Source organism: Lysinibacillus sp. DFXJR4 (assembly GCF_057196045.1).
The window spans coordinates 66,311-84,445 of record NZ_JBXUNW010000006.1 but is presented as its reverse complement, the minus strand read 5'-3'; the positions used below and the strand labels follow the sequence as shown (position 1 = coordinate 84,445).

Genomic DNA, 18,135 nt, shown 5'->3' with positions numbered 1-18,135 from the left:
AAAAATCTGTGAGACTTCAGCTTGATGGTCTACAGATTTTTTTATTTTTAAACAAAATTTAAACTTGCCCCATACCTCCTTTTAAACTTCGAAATTTATGATATTTACAGAGGTGAGGACAATGGAATATATCGTACAAACAGAAAATTTATCAAAAAGTTTTGGAAAAGAGCAGGCTGTCTCAAATATAAATTTAAAAATTCGTAAAGGAGAAATATATGGATTTTTAGGTCCTAATGGAGCGGGCAAAACGACAACTATACGTATGCTTCTTGGGCTGATGAAGCCATCTTCAGGGACAATTAAAATTTTTCAAAAGGATGTAACGAAGGATCGAATCAATATTTTGGAAAAGGTTGGTTCATTAGTAGAGAACCCCTCCTATTATCCCCATTTAACAGCCTATGAAAATTTAGAGGCATTAAGAAAGATTCTAGGTGTGCCAAAGTCACGCATTGATGAAGTGTTAGCAATCGTTCGGTTAAAGGATGCAGCTAATAAAAAGGTAAAGGGCTTTTCGCTAGGTATGAAGCAAAGGCTAGGGATTGCCGCTTCGCTGTTACATAATCCCGAATTATTAATTTTAGATGAGCCAACGAATGGTCTTGATCCATCTGGTATTATCGAAATTCGGAATCTAATAAAGCGACTTCCTGCTGAATATGGAATGACAATTATTATTTCAAGTCATCTATTATCAGAAATTGATCAGATGGCAACACAAGTAGGTATCGTATCAAAGGGGAAAATGATCTTTCAAGATTCCATTGAAGCAATGCGTAAATCTGCTCAGCCAAAGATATTTATTAAGGTGAGTGATGCTGAAAAGGGCTGGCGTTCTTTAGTAGCTCATGGCATAAAGGCAGAACATAAGGAAGGGCTTATTTCGTTAGATGAATGCTCAGATGAAAAGGTAGCGCATATTGTACAAATTCTCGTACAAGAAGGAATTTTGATTTATCGAGTAGAGGAAGAAAAACGTTCATTAGAGGATATATTCCTACAAATGACAACAGGAGAGCAATTGATATGATGGGGAAACTATTAACTTCTGATTTTTTGAAAATTAAACGCAAAGGATTATGGTTTTTGACGGCACTAGGCCCAATAGGTGTTGTTGCCCTACAAATGGTGAATTACGGTGTAAGAAAGGACTATTTGTTAGAGCAAAGTGAGGATGATTGGGGCTATTATTTATTAAATATCCATTCATTTACTCCACTTGCAATTGTACTGGGTATAGCTATTTTAACTTCATTTATGGCAAGCATTGAAAATGAAACGAATGCGTGGAAGCAATTAATCGCACTGCCAGTCTCTAAATTTACGGTGTATTTATCTAAATTTTCTGTGCTAGCCATATTATTGTTGCTGTCTTCCACACTTTTATCGTTATTGACACTAGCCTATGGGGTGTTTTTAGACCTAGGCGATAGCATTCCATATTCAGAGATTATGAAATATGGATTTTATCCTTATTTTGCTGCATTGCCAATCTTAGCACTTCAGCTTTGGGTTGCAAGTGTTTTCCATAATCAGGGGATTCCTATCACAATCGGTATCTTTGGCGTGATGTTTACCTATTCTGCATATGTATTACCTGATTGGATGATTTGGAAATGGCCATCTTTAATGAATGAATGGGATGAGCCCCTTATGAATGTCATGCTTGGAATAGGCATAGGTGTTTTGCTGTATATAGTAGGAATGCTAGATTTTGCTAGAAGGGATGTTAAGTAAATGTGGTCAATAGTGAGCGCTGAATGGTTTAAACTACGAAAGTCAAAGATGGTACCAATTATATTAGCTGGGCCCTTAATAGGACTTTTTATCGGATTAACATCGAATTTAGAATCGAATATGGAAGGTCTACCTATAAATAATTGGTACATTCCCTTATTCTCAATGAATTTAACGTATGCATTATTATTTTTGCCGTTAATTACAGGGGTTTTTACAGGCATTATTTGTAGGTATGAACATCAATCTGGTGGCTGGAAACAGCTTTTAGCATTACCAGTGACACGAGGGAAAGTATTTGTCGCTAAATATGTTTTAGTAATGCTTTTGGTGATGGCCATGCAATTATTATATTTATGTTCAATGCTTGCAGTAGGTATGATAAAAGGCTATGTGGACCCTTTTCCAATGGAGATTGTATGGAAAAGCATTATTGGTGGATGGGTAGCAACACTTCCTTTAGTAGCACTGCAATTATGGATGTCCATTATGTTTAAGAGCTTTGCGGCACCCTTTGCAGTTAATGTTATTTTCACATTACCTTCTATATTAGCCATTAATTCTAAGACTATTGGACCTTATTATCCATGGGCACAGCCATTCGCTATGATGTATGTAGGCGGTAATACAGACGATATATTCTTTGTGCCTTGGGAGCAATTAATAACGGTTGTAGGCGGAGGGTTCTTACTGTTTTTCCTTGGAGGCTATTTATATTTTCAGCGAAAAGCTGTATAAACTTTCTATAAATTAAGGGAGATTTTTATAAATGATAATTGTTAAAAGAAGTTTTTTATTTATTTCAGTACTTTTTCTTTTGCTAGCATTAACGGGCTGTGGCAAGGGAGAAGCTATTAAAGATGCTTCCACATATACTTCTGCTATAGAAGATATAGATATTCCGAATGATGTGAAAATAATTGGATTCGGAGAAGCGACTCATGGGAATGTTGAATTTCAATCATTAAAGAAAGATTTATTTCAGGCTCTGGTTAAAAATGAAGATGTTCGTGTCTTTGTTTTAGAAGGCGATTTTGGAGGAGCTCAGCAAATTAATCAATTTATTTTAACTGGTGCTGGTACTGCTGAGGAAGCTGTTAAAGCTCTTGATTATGGTATTTATAAAACCGATCAAATGATTGAGTTAGTGCAATGGATGCACGATTATAATATGACAGCCGAAGAGAACGATAAAGTCTATTTTTATGGTAATGATATGCAGCGCTATGATTATAGCAAAAAAGGGCTGCTAGATTATTATGACATCGTTAATAGTGAAGAGGCGGCTGAATATAAGGCACAGCTTGAAGATGTGACAAACAAGACTATGAGAGATTTAACAAATAGTCAGCTAAAAGAGCTTGATGAAAATATAGACGCCATCATCAAGGATTTGCAAAGTAATAAAGATGCTTATATTAAAACATCATCCAAAGAAGCGTATATATTTGCTGCACAATATGCACAAATTATGAAGCAGCGAACGCAATTACTTTTAAATGACAGTGATTATATGAATCTTCGCGATAAATATTTAGCTGAAAACTTACAGTGGATTGTTGATTTTGAAGCGGCTCAGGGCCATAGTAAAGTACTAATGTCTGCTCATAATGGGCATATAGAGAAAACTTCTGCAAATGCAGCAGGCTATAAATCAATGGGACAATATTTAAAGGAAATGTATCAGGACGATTATTTTGCTATTGGGACTGATTTTGTAAAAAATACCTTTCAGGCACAAAATGCTGGATCTGGAGAAAGGAAAAATTACACAATTGAGCATCATAATGCTTTAGTGGATGCTTTTAGTGATATTCAAGACAACATTTTCTATGTAGATTTTGAACATGCTAAAAAATCGAATGAGCTTGCAAATATCCTCTCTGAAGCCCAAAGAATGGGCAATATAGGGGATGACTTCCGCCCTTGGTACAAGCTTACCCAAATGCTCTATACAATAAAAATGACACCAGCTGATGCATATGATGGCATAATCATTGTACAAGAAGCAACACCAACAAAAATTATTGAATAATATAAGTTAGCTACCTGCAAATAGGCATAACAGCGTATTGTTTATCTCTAATTTGTTAAAGATAACAAAGAGGAGGTGTGAGACGATGGCACAAGAAATTCTTTGTGAGGTCAATAACTGCACATTTTGGGACTCTGGTAATAAATGTACAGCAGAAAAAATTTACGTTGTCAGCCAGAAGGGACAACAAGCTTCGAATAGCGAAGAAACAGATTGTAAAACATTTGAACCTGAAACGCATTAATTGAATGGTTAAAAGGGTAATCAAGCATATGGTTACCCTTTTCTCCTCATTTTATCCAATTAGCTTTTTAACTTCTTTCAGCAGAAGTCTCCAGCCTATATAGGTGGTGAGATGAATGCGAATTTAAGCTACTTTTCAGAGGGTATTCAAACACCCGCTGAAAGAAGGGCGGATGTCACGGAATCGAAAAGGAGTTCTTTGTGTAAGCACAAAGCCGATTCCGGACGCAATTATGCCGAGGCATAATTGATTAGACATCTACCTTTTCCTTTTGAAATAAAAGTGCATGTGCATTTTTCACCTTTTCCTCTACATAATCTAATGAATATTTTCCATATGAATCTGTTAAATCCCCTATTGCTCGTGATAAATTATCAATAATAGGGATTAAGATCTCCAACTGTGTAAGCTCCTTGCCCTTGTTCATCTCATCCATGATTTCATAAGCAAGGTGTTGAATCGTCCTAAGTCGCATTTTTTCAGATTGCATGGAATCCTCCTTATAGACCAATTTATGATGTCTATATATATGCCCCGTTATGAATTTTCATGAATGATTCGCTGCATATTAAAAGTGATTTTGCGGATGGCTGAGGGCATGAGCTATTTCGTGAATCCCCTTTTCAATTTTAGAGTCCTCAACATTGGAAACATTGAGCTTTAAAATACGCTCGGGGTAAAATCCATATAAATAATTGCGATCAATGGTGTCTAGATAGATTTTTTTTAGCTTTAAATGCTGAATAAGCCTATTGGTATTGATTTCCCTTGGGAATACGATATGGCTATGCATGCAAATCTCTGTGGATGCTTGAAAATCAGGTAAATATTTGGCGATAGATTGTTGAAGTATATTGGCACGTTGTGTATAAGCCTCGCTAACCACCTTTTGGTACCGTTCAAACATTCCACTTTTTAGATATAGCTCTAAAGCAGCCTGTGAAATCATAGAACTATCGATATCAGCCGTATTTTTATGACGCTGAAAACTATCAATAAGTGCATTTGGTAAAACAGCAAGACCAATTCGTAAGCCTGGAAACATGATTTTGGAAAAACTTTTTAAATAAATTACATGCTGCTCCATATCATCTGTGAATAATGGATCAGATTTTGTGTTGAGGTCGAAGTCTGCCAAATAGTCATCCTCGACAATATAAACGCTGTATTTATAGGCGAGTCTACGAATATCGTCCTTTTCCTTCTTACAAAAGGAGGTACCTAAAGGATTGTGTAGTCTTGGCATTGTATAAAAGAACTTAATATCCTGTTTACTAAAAATAGTTTCTAATTCCTGCAGGTCTATTCCTTTAGAAGTCCTTTTAATACCAACGACGGGTACTTGATATGTTTTAAAATAATCCATATATAAATGGTAGCTAGGCTGTTCAACTAGAATGGTTGTGCGATTAGTAGGAAATGGCATAACACTTAGCAAGAAAAGAGATTGCTGAACACCAGATGTGATAAAGATATTCTCCTGTTTTGTAAATACTTGATACGTTTCTAACAATTTTTGAGCTTCTCTAATTAACGAAGGTAAGCCCTTCGGTGTACCATAGCGAAATAAGTCCGCCTGGTAGGTATCTATAGCTTTATTGATACAATGCTGGAAATCTTTATACGGGAAAGCATGCCAGCTAGGCGATGATGTTGCAAAATCTATTACATTGCTTGTACTTGGAGTAGAAGGGAGTTGGTGATCCACGACGTAGTATCCACTTTTTGGTTGAGCATAAATGAAATGCTGATTTTCTAGTTTTCTTAGTGCTGTCAAAATAGTGCTCTTGCTACAGGAAAATTCCTGAGATAACTGACGAATAGAAGGAAGCTTTGCACCAGCCTGTAGAGCCCCCAGCTGTATTTGATTCAATAGTTTGGAATAGATAATTTCATATTTAAGCATAAACTACCTCCTACTCATCTGTATCGGTACAGATGGGTATTTTTTATATCGTGTAAGCTTTGATTTTTTATTACGATTGCTTTACGTTAGTCAGAACCATTAGTAGAGAGAAATACTCTGAAATAAGTTTCTGTTTAACCTACATTTGAAAAAAAGGAGTAATTGCTATGACAGCACAAAGAAAAGCCTATTTAGCGGCTATCGGCTATGCACTTATTATTGGATTGTCATTTATGTTTGTAAAAGTAGCTTTAACAGTAGCAAGTCCAATAGATACATTGGCACATCGTTTTTCCATTGCCTTTACCAGCATTTTGATTTTTATGATCTGTACAAAAAAACGTGTCAAAATAGGTAAGCAGGATATAATGAGGATTTTACCGCTAGCTTTATTGTATCCACTTGCATTTTTTACTTTTCAAGTACTCGGACTTGCTCAAATATCTTCCACAGAGGCGGGCATTATTCAAGCAGCGATTCCTGTTTTTACATTAATTCTTGCAAGTGTGCTTTTAAAGGAAAAGTCATCACATCTGCAGCTTTTCTTCGTTGGTCTTTCCGTGGCGGGCGTGATTTTTATGCTTAGTATGAGTAATGGGGGTGCAAACACAGGCAATTTAATAGGTAGCGGATTAATTTTACTTTCAGCATTGGCAGTATCATTTTATAATATTTTTGCAAGAAAGCTTACAAGGCAATATTCTTTAATATCACTAACTTATATGATGACATTTTGTGGATTTGTTATTTTCAATGGGATAGCAATAGGAAATCATGTAATGAATCAAACACTTCCTCAATTTTTTAAGCCCTTTCTGTATGGCGATTTTGTTATTGCCATTGTTTATTTAGGTATTTTATCTTCACTTGTGACTTCCTATTTATCTAATTATTCCTTATCAATATTGGAAGCCTCTAAAATGAGTGTTTTTAGTAATTTAGCTACATTCATTACCATACTTGCGGGCGTTATTTTTTTAAAGGAAGCTTTTCATCTGTACCATTTAATTGGTGGAGTCAGCATTGTTATTGGTGTTATCGGAACTAATTATTTTGGAAATAAGAGAGGAGCTTCATGATAAATCTTTTACTTAGTGTATATTCGTTTGCTAAATAACTATTAATCTTATCCAAAGTAATATACGCCCACCTCTTCAACTTTTTGCAGCCAAGAGGTGGGATTCTTATTTTTTAGGTAAGGTAATTTGAAAGGTTGTTCCTTCGGAAGGCTGGCTTTCTATAGAAATGGTTCCCTTATGAGCTTGTACAAGCTTATGAACAATTGCCATACCCAGTCCAGTGCCTTCAGAGGAGAATTCAGTAGTCGTTCCACGATAATATTGTTGAAATATATTTTCGACCATGTGCGGAGGCATACCTACACCGTTATCCACAATGTGAATATCCACATACTTAGGGTGATCAAAAATATGTGTATAAATATTTGTGCTAGGGGGATTGTGGATAATGGAATTCATAAGAATGTTTTGTAATATGCGTTGCATGAATTTCGAATCAAAGTCAATATTTATAACAGATGTATCAGTTTTAAAATGCAATATATAGTCATTGGCCTGTGGATTGTTGCTTATATTGGCAACGATTCTTTTTGTAAAATCCACAATATCCTGATTGGTTTTATGCAAGGGTAATTGACCGTCTGTATTATTAAACTGAATGACGAGACTTAAATCTTGAATAAGTTCCTCCATATGCTTGCCTTTATCAGCAATCTCTTGAATAAAGGAACGAGCTTCCTCCTTGGTCCAATCGTATTGATCGTTTAATAAAAGGGTAGAGTAGCCTGTAATATAGGTTAATGGCGTTTTTAGATCGTGTGATATACCAGCAATCCATTCTTGTTTTGCTTGTTCAACCTTTTCACGTTCTGTTTCAGCAGCTTTTAATTTGCCTGATAAGGATTGTAGATGTTGAAGTACCTCTTGGTAGAGCATATAACGCATGCGGAGCTTTCCTTTGCGTGTATAGATTTTAGATAGTCCAACAGGTTGTGTATAGTTTTCCTGTGATAGCTGATGGATCCAAGACATTATAAAACCAAGAGGACCCCCGAAATACCATCCAAATACTGCTATACAGGCAACAGTACTAAATCCAAAGATCCATAGTACCCATAAATTCTCATACTCCTCACTAGCGTTTTCCTTAAAGAGTGGTATGATCCCTTCGATGCCTATGAGAATACAGATCCCAGTTACAAGCATCCACAGCATAATACCCAACGCAAGATGTATGGTAAAACGCGTATTTATTCGCATAGGAATTCCTCTTTTGGAGGAATAAATTTATAGCCTATTCCCCTTAAATTCACAATTATTCGTGGTTTTCGTGTATCATCTCCAAGCTTTTTCCGTAGCTTTGAAATATGGATGGTTACAGTCTTTTCCTCCCCATAGACATCATTACCCCAGACAAGTTCATAAAGCTGAGAGGTTGTAAAAATCCGATTTGGATTTTTACAAAAGAATTGTAGTAGCTCAAGCTCCTTAGCGGTGCATTCTACAGGCAGCTTATTAACAATGAGTGTGGCAGTTTCAGGGTTGAGCGTAAAATAACCAAAATCAAATTTTGCCTCAAATTGTTGCTGTGTATTTTCATACATTTTTTGACGTCTAAGGATGGCCTTTATTCGAGCAACCACTTCTAAAGGATTAAAGGGTTTTGTTATATAATCATCCCCGCCTAATCCTAGCCCTGTTAATTTATCAAAATCTGTGGAGCGTGCACTAACAAAAATAATAGGGGTATTTGTATGATTACGAATGGCAGTGCAAAGCTCAAAGCCACTGATATCTGGCAGCATGATATCCAGCAAAATAATATCGTAATGATTGTCCTTGATAAGCTGTAGCGTATCTTTTCCATTAGAGGCCGAATCAATATTAGTAAAATTTTCTTTCCTTAGCGTAATGTCTAAAAGTTTTAAAATGCCGATTTCATCATCTACTGTTAAGATTTTTACACCTTCCATTTGTATCCCTCATTTCAATTTCATCATAACAGCTTCTGAGTTGTATAGCCTCCCTCAAATAAAAAAATTACTGTTATTTTCCGTTGATTTTACTTTGATTTTACTTTCGCTTATTAAGCTTAGTGTAATGAATTTTAAAACAGTAAGGAGAAAGTAAAATGGAAACCATTATTCAAATACATCAATTATGCAAGAGCTATAAGGGAGCGGAAACTATCTCGAATGTCAATATGAACATTAAAAAAGGAGAGATTTATGGTTTTTTAGGTCCAAATGGTGCTGGGAAAACAACGGTTATGAAAATGATTTTAAACCTGGTAAAGCCAACCTCAGGAGCAATAAAGATTTTTAATACACCAATCTCTACAACCTCTTATCAATACTTGAAGAAAATAGGGAGCATTATTGAGTACCCAGAATTCTATGAAAGACTGACAGCTAAGGAAAACTTAGAGCTTCACTGCGAATATAGTGGCGTTAATGACAAGGGGGCTGTAAAGGAAGTGCTGAGAATCGTCGGTCTGAATAGTGTGGAAAATAAAAAGATACATGAATTTTCATTGGGAATGAAGCAAAGATTAGGAATTGCACGAGCTATAGTGACAAAACCTGAAATTCTTATTTTAGATGAACCCATCAATGGTCTTGATCCAATTGGTATTAAAGATATACGAGAACTTTTAATACAACTAAAAGAAAAGTATGGTATCACCATTTTAATTTCCAGTCATATCGTGTCAGAAATTGAATCGATAGCAGACACAATTGGTATCCTCCATGATGGAAAATTATTAAAGGAGGTTAAAATGGAGAATATTCGTAAAGAAACAATGGCTTATTTAGAAATCCGAATAGATGATTTCAGGGGAGCAATTAAAGTTCTTGAGAATAAGCTTGGTATTCGAAATTACGAAGTGGTCAATGAGCATTGTATTCGGGTTTTTGAGCAAAATATTTCGCAATCTCAAATTAATAAAGAGCTTATTCTCAGTGGTATAGTTGTCAATGGTCTTGAAAAGCAACAACAACATTTAGAAGAGTATTTCTTACAATTAATTAATGGAGGTCATCCACATGCTTAAATTACTAAAACTTGAATGGAAAAAGAATCGTATGTCCGGTTATATAAAGGGCTTATTGATTTGTATTATCAGCATTTTTGTAGCCGTTGCTCTGATGGCTATAGGGGGAGAAGGAGAATGGGCGTTTTTAAACTATACGGAAATTACGTCCTTAACAAATATTCTAATTCGTATTGTATTTATTATTTTTTCAAGTGTAATCCTATCCCGCTTGGTGATAGATGAATATAAAAATAAAACTGTTCAGTTATTGTTTACGTACCCATTAAAAAGAAAAAAAATTATACTTGCCAAGCTGTCTCTCGTTTTTGGTTTCTGCTTTGTCAGTATTGTTAGTGCTACCTTCATGATTAATATACTGATTTATTTTCTGAATCCGATGATGAGTTTATTTCAGCAACCAGCGGATATACAAGAGATGATTGCAACAATACCATCTACTTTTATGAGTGCTTTTATGACTGCTGGCGTAAGCTTAATACCTTTGTACTTTGGTATGCGAAAAAAATCTAATGCTTCTACCATTACATCAGCTGTAATTATTGGATTTATCATTAATGCATCTGTTTCTGATGGAGCGACATCATCTAGTCTATATCAAATTATGGCTGTGCCAATTCTATTGTGTGGATTAGGATTTTTAATTGGCTATTTATCTTATCGAAAGGTCGATAAAGTGGATCTAACTTAAAATCTATCATCAGCAAAGAGGGGACCAAGTGAAAAAGAGAATTATCGCCTCATTAGTAATCATTCCAATTGCTCTTGTAGTAGCTTTAAAAGTAAGTGGATAACAAAACTATACTAACCAGCAGTCCTTTGATGCAAAGTAAATTGAAGTATTAGAAATTAATAATGAGTCTTGGAATGTAGAATTAGTGGGTACTACATCTAAAAAATTATCAATTGCTATTGAAGGTAAACAACAAAAGAAGCAAAATGCTCCAGTGGACATCAAAAAAAGATAGCAATAAAATAAGCATCCATCAATCGATACTGGATGGTATTTTAAAAAATATTCACGTTGGAGAAAAGGGTACTCTCCAGATATCAATTCCAACTAATACACTGCATAAAATTGAATTGAATAGTAATTATGGAGATATAAGAATCAATACTGTTATGGCTCAGGCGATTTCGATTTTAAATAATTCAGGAACTAAAATCATTAAGGGACTATCAGTTGAAAGGGGTAAGATTACATGACAGGATGGTGAATTAAAGATTATAGATAGCTCTTTTAAGGAATTAACAATAGTAGTTGTAAATGGTGATAGCTACATTACAAATATCTCTAGTCCACAGATGAACATTACCTCAACGAGTGGTGAAATAGTATTAAATGAAATGAATGAAGAAAAAGATTTATTTGTCGAATCAGGCTCTGGAGATATTACGTTGTCCTATTCAAAGGCTCCACAATCTTTAGAGCTTTTAGCTAAAAGTGAGTCTCCGATATTACAATAAAGTTAAAGGATTTTAAAAAAGTCAAAGGAGATTCAACAAAGTGGAAAATTGGAAAAGCATCAAATCGAGTGGAGGCTATTAGCAAGGAAGGGGTTATTTATATAAATTAATCTAGCAATTGAGAGGCGGGATAATAATTAGAAAAGCTTGTAAAAAACTTAATTCGTTTTTTACAAGCTATGATTTATGGTTACTTAGCTAATACAGCAAGTTTGCTTAGCTCTTCCGCAGTTAATGGTTCTGTTTTGCCAATTTCCGTATGAACATCAAAGACAGCTGTATTTTTAATAGTACCAGTGATTTCTCCTGTTGTTTGAGTCAATACACTACCTGCACCAAGGAACCAGAAATAATGGTCTTGTACTCGTTTAGGGAAGTTTGCCCCAAACATGCCATCAACTGAAATAGGTGCGCGGAAGTTCATGGATTCTTTTTTCAATGTACCAACCATTGTTACTTGTTTTTTACTTCTAGGCGGCACAGTCACTTGTACACTGGCAGTGGCTGTTCTTGATTCTGACTCAGTTTTTGTTTCCCCAACAGTAGTACTGACAGAAAATTCCATTCCTGATTCAAAGAATCCTTCAATTGTAAATTTGGAGGATATTGTTAGACCAGTCGTACTTTCAGAAGACCAAGATTGCTCACTTTGCCAGCTTCCTTGAACCTCTAAAGTCATCGTAGCCTCTTCATCTCCATAGTTTACTGCTACATTGCTCCCAACGATTGCAGATGTAGGTGGCTTTCCATCGCCTTTCATATAATTAAAGTCACCTAGTCTTTTATAACAAGGGTGTCCATATTGTTCTGTGATTGCAGGTTTGACAGCATTAAAATAAGTTTCACTGTTGACAGAGATGCCATCAGGTTTTGTACCAAACTTATTTGTGAAAGCTTGTCTTACACTCTCAGGGCTTGATTTTAGTGCAGGTAAATCTGTAAATGATAATTTTTCTTGAATTGTCATTATGTTACCTCCTAATTTGTGTTGTTATATAAACACATTTATTAAATTAATATATGCGTTCAATAACCCATAAGTATATTACCTTAATTAACCAAATAAGTCTTTACATTTTACAAAAATAGTATTATTTTTACATAAAAACACAAATTAATAGAACTTTATGAATAGACTTATTAACACACTGTTAACTGGTATCTAGCTGTATCAAAACTTTTTTCCTCTAGAAAATTGGAAACTGTGATAAATTATAAGGATGAAAGTTTTCCATACTTTTTCTAGGAGGTTTTGATTGTGAAACAGATCTATGTAATTAGGCATTGTGAAGCCCAAGGTCAAATCATCCGATGCCCATTTAACAGAAAAAGGCTTTCATCAAGCAGAAGTTTTAGCGGACTTTTTCGCTGACAAAGAAATCAAGCGAATTATTGCAAGCCCCTTTTTACGCGCAATTCAAACGTTAGAGCAGCTTAGTGCAAGGGAAAAATATCGATATTGAAGTCGATGAACGCCTTTCAGAACGGATTTTAAGCGCTAGAGATTTATCAGACTGGTATGAAAAGCTACAAGCAACCTTTACTGATATGACAATAAGATTTGATGGTGGAGAGTCAAATGAGGAGGCCATGACACGTATCGTTAATGTTGTCGAAGAAATATTTCGAAATGAGGTTGATCCATACATTTATCGTTAGCCATGGAAATATTTTCACCTTGCTTTTAAAACATTATCAACGGGATGTAGATTTTCAATTTTGGAAAAATCTAAGTAATCCAAATGTCTATCAGCTAACTATGAAGGAAAATGCTGTGACACTAGAACGTATATGGAAACGAGAGGAGAAACATGGATAGGTTATTACAAGAAATTGTTACATGGGTTAAAAAGGAAGATAAAGCAATTGTTATTGGTATCTCTGGCCATGGTGCAGCAGGAAAAACAACGTTTGCCAATAGACTTATACATCTACTGAATCAGGATGAAACGAATTATATCAATACAGACCCGTATATTGTTAGTTCGGATATACGCAAGCATACAATTATCAACTATACTTTTCGAAACGAACAGCATCATTTTAAAATGACCGCTTGCCATCCAGCGGCACATCATTTACCTTCTTTGGAACGAGATATTCAGATGGTTAGAGAAGGTCTGGATTTATTGACAATTGATACGCATTATATGAAAAGTGCGTTAATTTCTTCAAAAAGTAAAATAACCATTGTTGAGGGAATGAGTGTAGCATTTATTAATCCGAAATTATTTGATTTAAAAATTTATTTTTATACAGATGGCGATACGGAATTAAAGAGAAGGTCAGGGCGAGATATACTAGAAAGGGGAACAAATATCGATTATTTAAGGCAGTCTCATGAGGAACGACGGATTCAATATGAATTGTTTATGCATTCTTTTAGACAGCATTTTGATATTATTGTTAAAACGTCGAATGATATAGTATGCCTAGAAAAAATCGCTTTTGATTTTTAAATCAGAGCTTTCTGCAATTCAAAAAGGCAGAAAGCTCTTGTCTTTAATATTGAAATTTCACTCTAACAGTCGCATTAATAGCCATTTGCCCCTGTTCAATAGGTGTAGCAATTGTTGAATCGGCCATCGTCATGGATTTATAGAGGACGGGGCTATTTTCATGTTCCTCAACAATTTCAATTGGCTGGGGCTGCAAAGGCAAATACATCGCATCTGCAATTGTTTTAGCTTTCATTTGGGCATTATGGAGAGCTAAAGTAAGTGCTTGTTGGTAATAGGCATCGACATCTGCAATGTTAAATTGAATGGAGGAAATCCGATTTGCCCCATTTTGCACAGCTGTGTCAATAACGGCACCAACCTGATTCGTGTCCATCACCTTTATTGTAATGGCGTTGGTCACTTCATATTCATTAAAAATTTGTTTACCATTCTCAAAATCATAAAGTGGTAAAATCGTGTAGCCTGTTGTTTGAATGTGTTCTCTTGGGATTTTAAGTGCTAACAGAGATTGCATGACACGATTCATTATTATCGCATTATCCTTCTGTGTATCCTGTACATGTTTCCCTTGTGTATTTACTTCAACCTGCAGCTGTACATAGCCTGCCTTTGCCATTACTTTTCCCTGGCCATTCACAATGATAACACGTTGTGCATAAGGAACTTGCTGACCACCAGTTGAATAATACATCGAAAAACCACCTTTCTAAAGGCTCAATGCTCCCTGCTATCCTTTATCTTTCAGATTTTTTAATAATTTATCATGTAATTTAGTAAAGAGCAGCAATGTTAAAAGTGTTCCAATAAGGGCTAAAAACATGTCCCATTGTGCATCCCAGCGATCGCCTTGCATTCCGACAAAATCCTTCGATACTTTACTACCTTTGGAGATTTTTGTGCTTAACCATTCAATGATTTCATAGGTAGCTGCAATAGCAAGCATAATACTAAATGTAATGCCTGATAACCAAGCCCCTTTTGTTAATGGCGTCTTTCGTATTAATATTTCCCTTATAACAATCGCCATTAAACCTTTAAAGAAATGTCCAAAGCGATCATAGTTATTTCGCTGTAAATGGAATTCTTCTTTAATCCAATTAAAAAGAGGGACCTCTGAATAGGTATAGTGTCCACCAATAAACGTTAAGATGGATAAAAAAGCGATGATACAATATGAAAAAGTTGTGAAACGGAATTTATTATAGAGGACAGTAACAAAGATAATTGCTACAACAGCAGGACTGACCTCAGCTAGCCAATCCAAATAGGAAGCTGGCTTTATTACAGACCAGAGAAAAATAATGATGACGATTAATAATAAAATGACATGTATTTTCTTATCTTTACCCATCACGCACACTCCTTTGCCTAAAGTATAGGGAAGGCGTGGCTATGTTATACAAAAATATGACATCAGCTAAAAAAGCGTCTAGTTGAGCTATGCACTGACGCTTTGCTTATCTTGATTCAGCAGATCTTTACTGTGCGACAGCGCAGCTCAGAATACTTCCACTTCTTTTGGTGGCGATTATACAAACGCCTGTTACGGATTTTAAAGAAGAGCTTTTCAAGGCGAGCTCAAAAAAATTCGGACGCAATTACGCTGGGGTATAATTGAAGGCTTTAGATCATTTTTAATAAAGCCTCTACACCAGACATTCCTTCAGTAATGCCCAACTGTTGTGCCTCATAGGTCACGGATTCTAGGGGAGCTGTCAATAATTCATCGATTGTTTTTACACCAACAGCTCGCCCAGCAATAATTTTTCGATCAGCTAGGCGGTCATTTAACAAACCGACATCCAATGCCCCGCACATTATATAGCCCGTATTATTTGAAACCGTCAGTAGTGTTGTTTTGGGTAATTGAACAGCTACCGCAGTGAAGAAATGCCCCTTAATCATAATAGGCTCTATTGTCACCATCAAAATCACTCCTTTTCTCTATATACATATGGCAGGAGCTAAAAAGGTGTTCGACATTTTTTAATAAAAAATACAATTAGATTATTCATCATTGCTTTGAAAAGACCGATCTTTTAGTATTATCAAGTTTTTTGTTAAATATTTGATAAATATCTTGCTCAGATGTTAATTCCTATGACAATTCTAATATCATCAAAAGGGGATTTCTGTAATATTTAAAGGGGAAAACCGCCAATCCTTCTCAAGTATAATTCATTGTAATTCGTAAATAGTAAGTTGACGGAGTAATGTGAATGTGACTTGGGAGGTGATGCTATGACACGTAAATATGTAATGCTTTTAAGTATTTGTTTTTTTATCATATCGGTTTGCTCTACAGGGCTGATAACGTATGCGGATAAAGGTCGCCCCTATTATGAGGAGACAGGAGAAGTTGTGTGGGATATCAATACAGAAGACAAAATAATTGCCCTCACCTTTGACGATGGACCACATCCTAAGTATACGGCAGCTATTTTAGACTTATTGGCAAAGTATGAGGCAAAGGCTACCTTTTTTATTATTGGAAAAAATGCAGAAAAATATCCAGAGGTTGTATTACGATCTTATTCTGAAGGACATGAGTTAGCCAATCATACGTATTCACATCCGTTCAAAGTTTCCATTGCTGATTTGCAGAAGGAGCTGCGGCAGACAAAGGAAATAATTTATGGCATAACTGGGTTTTCCCCGGTTTTATTCCGTCCTGTAGGTGGTAACTATAATGATTCAATGATTAATGCCGCTGTTAAGGATGGATACAAAGTAGTTATGTGGTCTTGGCATCAGGATACTCAGGATTGGAAGCAGCCAGGTGTAAAGAAAATTACACAAAAGGTTCTGAAGGGATCAAAGCCTGGAGATGTTATTTTATTCCATGATGGAGGCGGCGATCGCAGTCAAACCATTAAAGCACTGGAGGAAATATTGCCAGTGTTAAAAAAGCAGGGCTATACATTTGTCACGATATCCGAGCTGATAGAAAGCAAACAGCAGAAAGAGCAAGTGCAATAATAGGAATAAGCCATCTCAACAATTGTTTGATATGGCTTATTTTCCTCAATTTACCAAAAAATTAATTACCAAAATAGAAGTGGTGCAAGTGCAATCCCAACAATTGTTCCAAGTGCGATACCAACACCGAAGCCTGCTCCTCTAAAACCCCAACCCCAGAAACCTAAACCATAACCACCAAATCGTCTATCAGGAAGAATCCATACCTGTCTTCTATCCACTCTAGTTATTTCTCCATAATGTACTTTTCCGCATGATTCAGTAATTTTTACACGTTTACCTTGATATTGACAGCAAAGATTATAAGTATTAGCTGGATTCACAATTTTCCCTCCTTTCAGCTTCCTTACAAACTAATATATGCTGTCTCCTCTATCCACCATTAGCCGATTGTCTATTGAACACATAAGCTATAGTTGGAGGTGTGAGGATGTCAGTTATACCAACAAATGAGTGGTTACATGAAATTATGGAGATTCAAAAGCTTGTGCCTAAGAGAAATATCTATGAATTACAACGCTCTATCATTTGTAATCGTTTGATAGAGATCTTTAATAATGGAAGTCCGGAAGAAATACAATTTGAATTGCAGCAGCAGGGGCTATATTTGCCCCATGAAAACTTGGCTATTCAAAAGTTAAAAAAACAAAATGTTTGGCTAATTGTGCAAGAAGAATTTAATTACTTAAAAGAAAAATGGAACGGTCCTAATATACCAATCTATATACTCCCTATAACACAGGAACAAACAATGACTAAAAAAAATGGTACTGCCTATCCTAATGCCATATTTTTATTTGTTGGGGAACTTAAAAAACAGGAACTTCGAGCATTATTTGCACATGAATACAACCATGTTTGTCGTCTGCACTGTATAAATAAATCTTTAAATGAAGTGACCTTGTTGGATTCTTTAGTTTTAGAGGGCTTGGCAGAATGTGCAGTAGAAGAAATTTATGGAGATGAGTGGTTAACACCATGGTTGGGGAATTATACGATGGAAAAGATGCTAGAAATATGGAAAAAGTATTTTTTACCTCAGATGAATAATGAGGGATTGGCGCATCATGGAGAATTTTTATATGGTGGAAAACTACCTCAGTGGATTGGATATTGTATTGGCTATGAAATTGTAAGAACCTATATAAAAAATCATTCATCAAACAAACTTCTTTTAAAAGATTCGAAGGAGATACTTACTGGCTCTGATTTTCCATTACAATAGAGG

22 protein-coding genes and 1 pseudogene are annotated in these 18,135 nt (G+C 35.5%); 14 read left to right on the top strand and 9 right to left on the bottom strand.

The genetic code is table 11. The features are described from left to right. The first annotated feature begins 121 nt into the window (after positions 1-121). From AC2CGN_RS14370 to AC2CGN_RS14350, 5 genes are all read left to right on the top strand, one after another. A complete protein-coding gene (locus AC2CGN_RS14370; protein ID WP_484514557.1) occupies positions 122-1,033 on the top strand; it encodes an ABC transporter ATP-binding protein in 912 nt (303 codons plus the stop codon). Beyond that, positions 1,030-1,740, top strand: a complete 711-nt coding sequence (locus tag AC2CGN_RS14365; protein ID WP_429983346.1) for an ABC transporter permease — start codon at positions 1,030-1,032, stop codon at positions 1,738-1,740. Before AC2CGN_RS14370 ends, AC2CGN_RS14365 begins: the two co-directional genes overlap by 4 nt. Then, positions 1,741-2,478 carry an ABC transporter permease gene (locus tag AC2CGN_RS14360; protein WP_484514555.1) on the top strand — a complete coding sequence of 246 codons (738 nt, stop codon included), beginning with the start codon at positions 1,741-1,743 and terminating at the stop codon, positions 2,476-2,478. 31 nt (positions 2,479-2,509) lie between these two features. Beyond that, entirely contained in the window at positions 2,510-3,775 is a 1,266-nt protein-coding gene (locus AC2CGN_RS14355; protein WP_484514553.1) for an erythromycin esterase family protein, read from the top strand. Positions 3,776-3,860: 85 nt separating this feature from the next. Further along, the gene (locus tag AC2CGN_RS14350; RefSeq protein WP_283869956.1) at positions 3,861-4,019 is read left to right on the top strand and encodes a DUF1540 domain-containing protein; all 159 of its coding nucleotides are present in this window, start codon (positions 3,861-3,863) and stop codon (positions 4,017-4,019) included. Positions 4,020-4,269: 250 nt separating this feature from the next. Here AC2CGN_RS14350 and AC2CGN_RS14345 read toward each other — a convergent pair whose 3' ends face one another. Both AC2CGN_RS14345 and AC2CGN_RS14340 read right to left on the bottom strand, forming a co-directional pair. Further along, on the bottom strand, positions 4,270-4,509 hold the full coding sequence (locus tag AC2CGN_RS14345) for a group-specific protein (protein ID WP_286923576.1): 240 nt from the start codon (positions 4,507-4,509) through the stop codon (positions 4,270-4,272). A 78-nt stretch (positions 4,510-4,587) separates the two neighbouring features. Next, positions 4,588-5,925: an aminotransferase-like domain-containing protein gene (locus AC2CGN_RS14340; RefSeq protein WP_484514551.1), complete on the bottom strand. Its 1,338-nt coding sequence runs from the start codon at positions 5,923-5,925 to the stop codon at positions 4,588-4,590. Between the two features lie 167 nt (positions 5,926-6,092). Here AC2CGN_RS14340 and AC2CGN_RS14335 point away from each other — a divergent pair, with 167 nt between their 5' ends. Continuing rightward, positions 6,093-7,004, top strand: coding sequence for a DMT family transporter (locus AC2CGN_RS14335; protein ID WP_484514549.1), 912 nt, complete (start codon positions 6,093-6,095; stop codon positions 7,002-7,004). A gap of 105 nt (positions 7,005-7,109) precedes the next feature. On the opposite strand, the gene AC2CGN_RS14330 is transcribed toward AC2CGN_RS14335, so the two are convergent. Both AC2CGN_RS14330 and AC2CGN_RS14325 read right to left on the bottom strand, forming a co-directional pair. Then, the gene (locus AC2CGN_RS14330; RefSeq protein WP_484514547.1) at positions 7,110-8,204 is read right to left on the bottom strand and encodes a sensor histidine kinase; all 1,095 of its coding nucleotides are present in this window, start codon (positions 8,202-8,204) and stop codon (positions 7,110-7,112) included. Continuing rightward, positions 8,195-8,917 (bottom strand): response regulator transcription factor, encoded by a 723-nt coding sequence (locus AC2CGN_RS14325; RefSeq protein ID WP_484514545.1) that lies wholly within the window; start codon positions 8,915-8,917, stop codon positions 8,195-8,197. Before AC2CGN_RS14325 ends, AC2CGN_RS14330 begins: the two co-directional genes overlap by 10 nt. 158 nt (positions 8,918-9,075) lie before the next feature. Between AC2CGN_RS14325 and AC2CGN_RS14320 the strand changes: the two genes are divergently transcribed. The 3 genes and pseudogenes from AC2CGN_RS14320 to AC2CGN_RS14310 all read left to right on the top strand — a co-directional run bounded on the left by AC2CGN_RS14320 (position 9,076) and on the right by AC2CGN_RS14310 (position 11,466). Then, on the top strand, positions 9,076-9,999 hold the full coding sequence (locus tag AC2CGN_RS14320; RefSeq protein WP_429988242.1) for an ABC transporter ATP-binding protein: 924 nt from the start codon (positions 9,076-9,078) through the stop codon (positions 9,997-9,999). After that, positions 9,992-10,690, top strand: a complete 699-nt coding sequence (locus AC2CGN_RS14315) for an ABC transporter permease (RefSeq protein WP_429986284.1) — start codon at positions 9,992-9,994, stop codon at positions 10,688-10,690. The genes AC2CGN_RS14320 and AC2CGN_RS14315 overlap by 8 nt, the downstream gene beginning before the upstream one ends. Positions 10,691-10,938: 248 nt before the next feature. Further along, positions 10,939-11,466: pseudogene (locus AC2CGN_RS14310) on the top strand (DUF4097 family beta strand repeat-containing protein). A 190-nt stretch (positions 11,467-11,656) separates the two neighbouring features. Here AC2CGN_RS14310 and AC2CGN_RS14305 read toward each other — a convergent pair. Further along, entirely contained in the window at positions 11,657-12,433 is a 777-nt protein-coding gene (locus AC2CGN_RS14305; protein ID WP_429986283.1) for an ETX/MTX2 family pore-forming toxin, read from the bottom strand. A gap of 319 nt (positions 12,434-12,752) precedes the next feature. On the opposite strand from AC2CGN_RS14305, the gene AC2CGN_RS14300 reads away from it, so the two are divergent. The 3 genes from AC2CGN_RS14300 (at position 12,753) to AC2CGN_RS14290 (ending at position 13,925) form a co-directional block, all read left to right on the top strand. Then, entirely contained in the window at positions 12,753-12,929 is a 177-nt protein-coding gene (locus AC2CGN_RS14300) for a histidine phosphatase family protein (RefSeq protein ID WP_484514542.1), read from the top strand. Beyond that, positions 12,904-13,125 carry a histidine phosphatase family protein gene (locus tag AC2CGN_RS14295; protein ID WP_313373282.1) on the top strand — a complete coding sequence of 74 codons (222 nt, stop codon included), beginning with the start codon at positions 12,904-12,906 and terminating at the stop codon, positions 13,123-13,125. Before AC2CGN_RS14300 ends, AC2CGN_RS14295 begins: the two co-directional genes overlap by 26 nt. A 152-nt stretch (positions 13,126-13,277) precedes the next feature. Next, a complete protein-coding gene (locus AC2CGN_RS14290; protein ID WP_429986282.1) occupies positions 13,278-13,925 on the top strand; it encodes a uridine kinase family protein in 648 nt (215 codons plus the stop codon). A 43-nt stretch (positions 13,926-13,968) separates the two neighbouring features. On the opposite strand, the gene AC2CGN_RS14285 is transcribed toward AC2CGN_RS14290, so the two are convergent. From AC2CGN_RS14285 to AC2CGN_RS14275, 3 genes are all read right to left on the bottom strand, one after another. After that, entirely contained in the window at positions 13,969-14,619 is a 651-nt protein-coding gene (locus AC2CGN_RS14285) for an SIMPL domain-containing protein (protein ID WP_286923585.1), read from the bottom strand. A 36-nt stretch (positions 14,620-14,655) separates the two neighbouring features. After that, the gene (locus AC2CGN_RS14280; protein ID WP_286923587.1) at positions 14,656-15,279 is read right to left on the bottom strand and encodes a DUF2238 domain-containing protein; all 624 of its coding nucleotides are present in this window, start codon (positions 15,277-15,279) and stop codon (positions 14,656-14,658) included. Positions 15,280-15,551: 272 nt separating this feature from the next. Further along, positions 15,552-15,854, bottom strand: a complete 303-nt coding sequence (locus AC2CGN_RS14275; protein WP_283869942.1) for a YunC family protein — start codon at positions 15,852-15,854, stop codon at positions 15,552-15,554. A gap of 315 nt (positions 15,855-16,169) precedes the next feature. Between AC2CGN_RS14275 and AC2CGN_RS14270 the strand changes: the two genes are divergently transcribed. Further along, positions 16,170-16,907: a polysaccharide deacetylase family protein gene (locus AC2CGN_RS14270; protein ID WP_429983334.1), complete on the top strand. Its 738-nt coding sequence runs from the start codon at positions 16,170-16,172 to the stop codon at positions 16,905-16,907. A 65-nt stretch (positions 16,908-16,972) separates the two neighbouring features. On the opposite strand, the gene AC2CGN_RS14265 is transcribed toward AC2CGN_RS14270, so the two are convergent. Next, on the bottom strand, positions 16,973-17,230 hold the full coding sequence (locus tag AC2CGN_RS14265; RefSeq protein WP_286923589.1) for a hypothetical protein: 258 nt from the start codon (positions 17,228-17,230) through the stop codon (positions 16,973-16,975). A gap of 107 nt (positions 17,231-17,337) precedes the next feature. On the opposite strand from AC2CGN_RS14265, the gene AC2CGN_RS14260 reads away from it, so the two are divergent. Beyond that, positions 17,338-18,132 (top strand): DUF2268 domain-containing putative Zn-dependent protease, encoded by a 795-nt coding sequence (locus AC2CGN_RS14260; protein WP_484514538.1) that lies wholly within the window; start codon positions 17,338-17,340, stop codon positions 18,130-18,132. Positions 18,133-18,135 lie beyond the last annotated feature (3 nt).

Excerpts from the sequence above, each read along its gene's own strand:
- AC2CGN_RS14370 (WP_484514557.1), top strand. The coding sequence starts at position 122 with ATGGAATATATCGTACAAACAGAAAATTTATCAAAAAGTTTTGGAAAA.
- AC2CGN_RS14365 (WP_429983346.1), top strand. The coding sequence starts at position 1,030 with ATGATGGGGAAACTATTAACTTCTGATTTTTTGAAAATTAAACGCAAA.
- AC2CGN_RS14360 (WP_484514555.1), top strand. The coding sequence starts at position 1,741 with ATGTGGTCAATAGTGAGCGCTGAATGGTTTAAACTACGAAAGTCAAAG.
- AC2CGN_RS14355 (WP_484514553.1), top strand. The coding sequence starts at position 2,510 with ATGATAATTGTTAAAAGAAGTTTTTTATTTATTTCAGTACTTTTTCTT.
- AC2CGN_RS14350 (WP_283869956.1), top strand. The coding sequence starts at position 3,861 with ATGGCACAAGAAATTCTTTGTGAGGTCAATAACTGCACATTTTGGGAC.
- AC2CGN_RS14345 (WP_286923576.1), bottom strand. The coding sequence starts at position 4,509 with ATGCAATCTGAAAAAATGCGACTTAGGACGATTCAACACCTTGCTTAT.
- AC2CGN_RS14340 (WP_484514551.1), bottom strand. The coding sequence starts at position 5,925 with ATGCTTAAATATGAAATTATCTATTCCAAACTATTGAATCAAATACAG.
- AC2CGN_RS14335 (WP_484514549.1), top strand. The coding sequence starts at position 6,093 with ATGACAGCACAAAGAAAAGCCTATTTAGCGGCTATCGGCTATGCACTT.
- AC2CGN_RS14330 (WP_484514547.1), bottom strand. The coding sequence starts at position 8,204 with ATGCGAATAAATACGCGTTTTACCATACATCTTGCGTTGGGTATTATG.
- AC2CGN_RS14325 (WP_484514545.1), bottom strand. The coding sequence starts at position 8,917 with ATGGAAGGTGTAAAAATCTTAACAGTAGATGATGAAATCGGCATTTTA.
- AC2CGN_RS14320 (WP_429988242.1), top strand. The coding sequence starts at position 9,076 with ATGGAAACCATTATTCAAATACATCAATTATGCAAGAGCTATAAGGGA.
- AC2CGN_RS14315 (WP_429986284.1), top strand. The coding sequence starts at position 9,992 with ATGCTTAAATTACTAAAACTTGAATGGAAAAAGAATCGTATGTCCGGT.
- AC2CGN_RS14305 (WP_429986283.1), bottom strand. The coding sequence starts at position 12,433 with ATGACAATTCAAGAAAAATTATCATTTACAGATTTACCTGCACTAAAA.
- AC2CGN_RS14290 (WP_429986282.1), top strand. The coding sequence starts at position 13,278 with ATGGATAGGTTATTACAAGAAATTGTTACATGGGTTAAAAAGGAAGAT.
- AC2CGN_RS14285 (WP_286923585.1), bottom strand. The coding sequence starts at position 14,619 with ATGTATTATTCAACTGGTGGTCAGCAAGTTCCTTATGCACAACGTGTT.
- AC2CGN_RS14280 (WP_286923587.1), bottom strand. The coding sequence starts at position 15,279 with ATGGGTAAAGATAAGAAAATACATGTCATTTTATTATTAATCGTCATC.
- AC2CGN_RS14275 (WP_283869942.1), bottom strand. The coding sequence starts at position 15,854 with ATGGTGACAATAGAGCCTATTATGATTAAGGGGCATTTCTTCACTGCG.
- AC2CGN_RS14270 (WP_429983334.1), top strand. The coding sequence starts at position 16,170 with ATGACACGTAAATATGTAATGCTTTTAAGTATTTGTTTTTTTATCATA.
- AC2CGN_RS14260 (WP_484514538.1), top strand. The coding sequence starts at position 17,338 with ATGTCAGTTATACCAACAAATGAGTGGTTACATGAAATTATGGAGATT.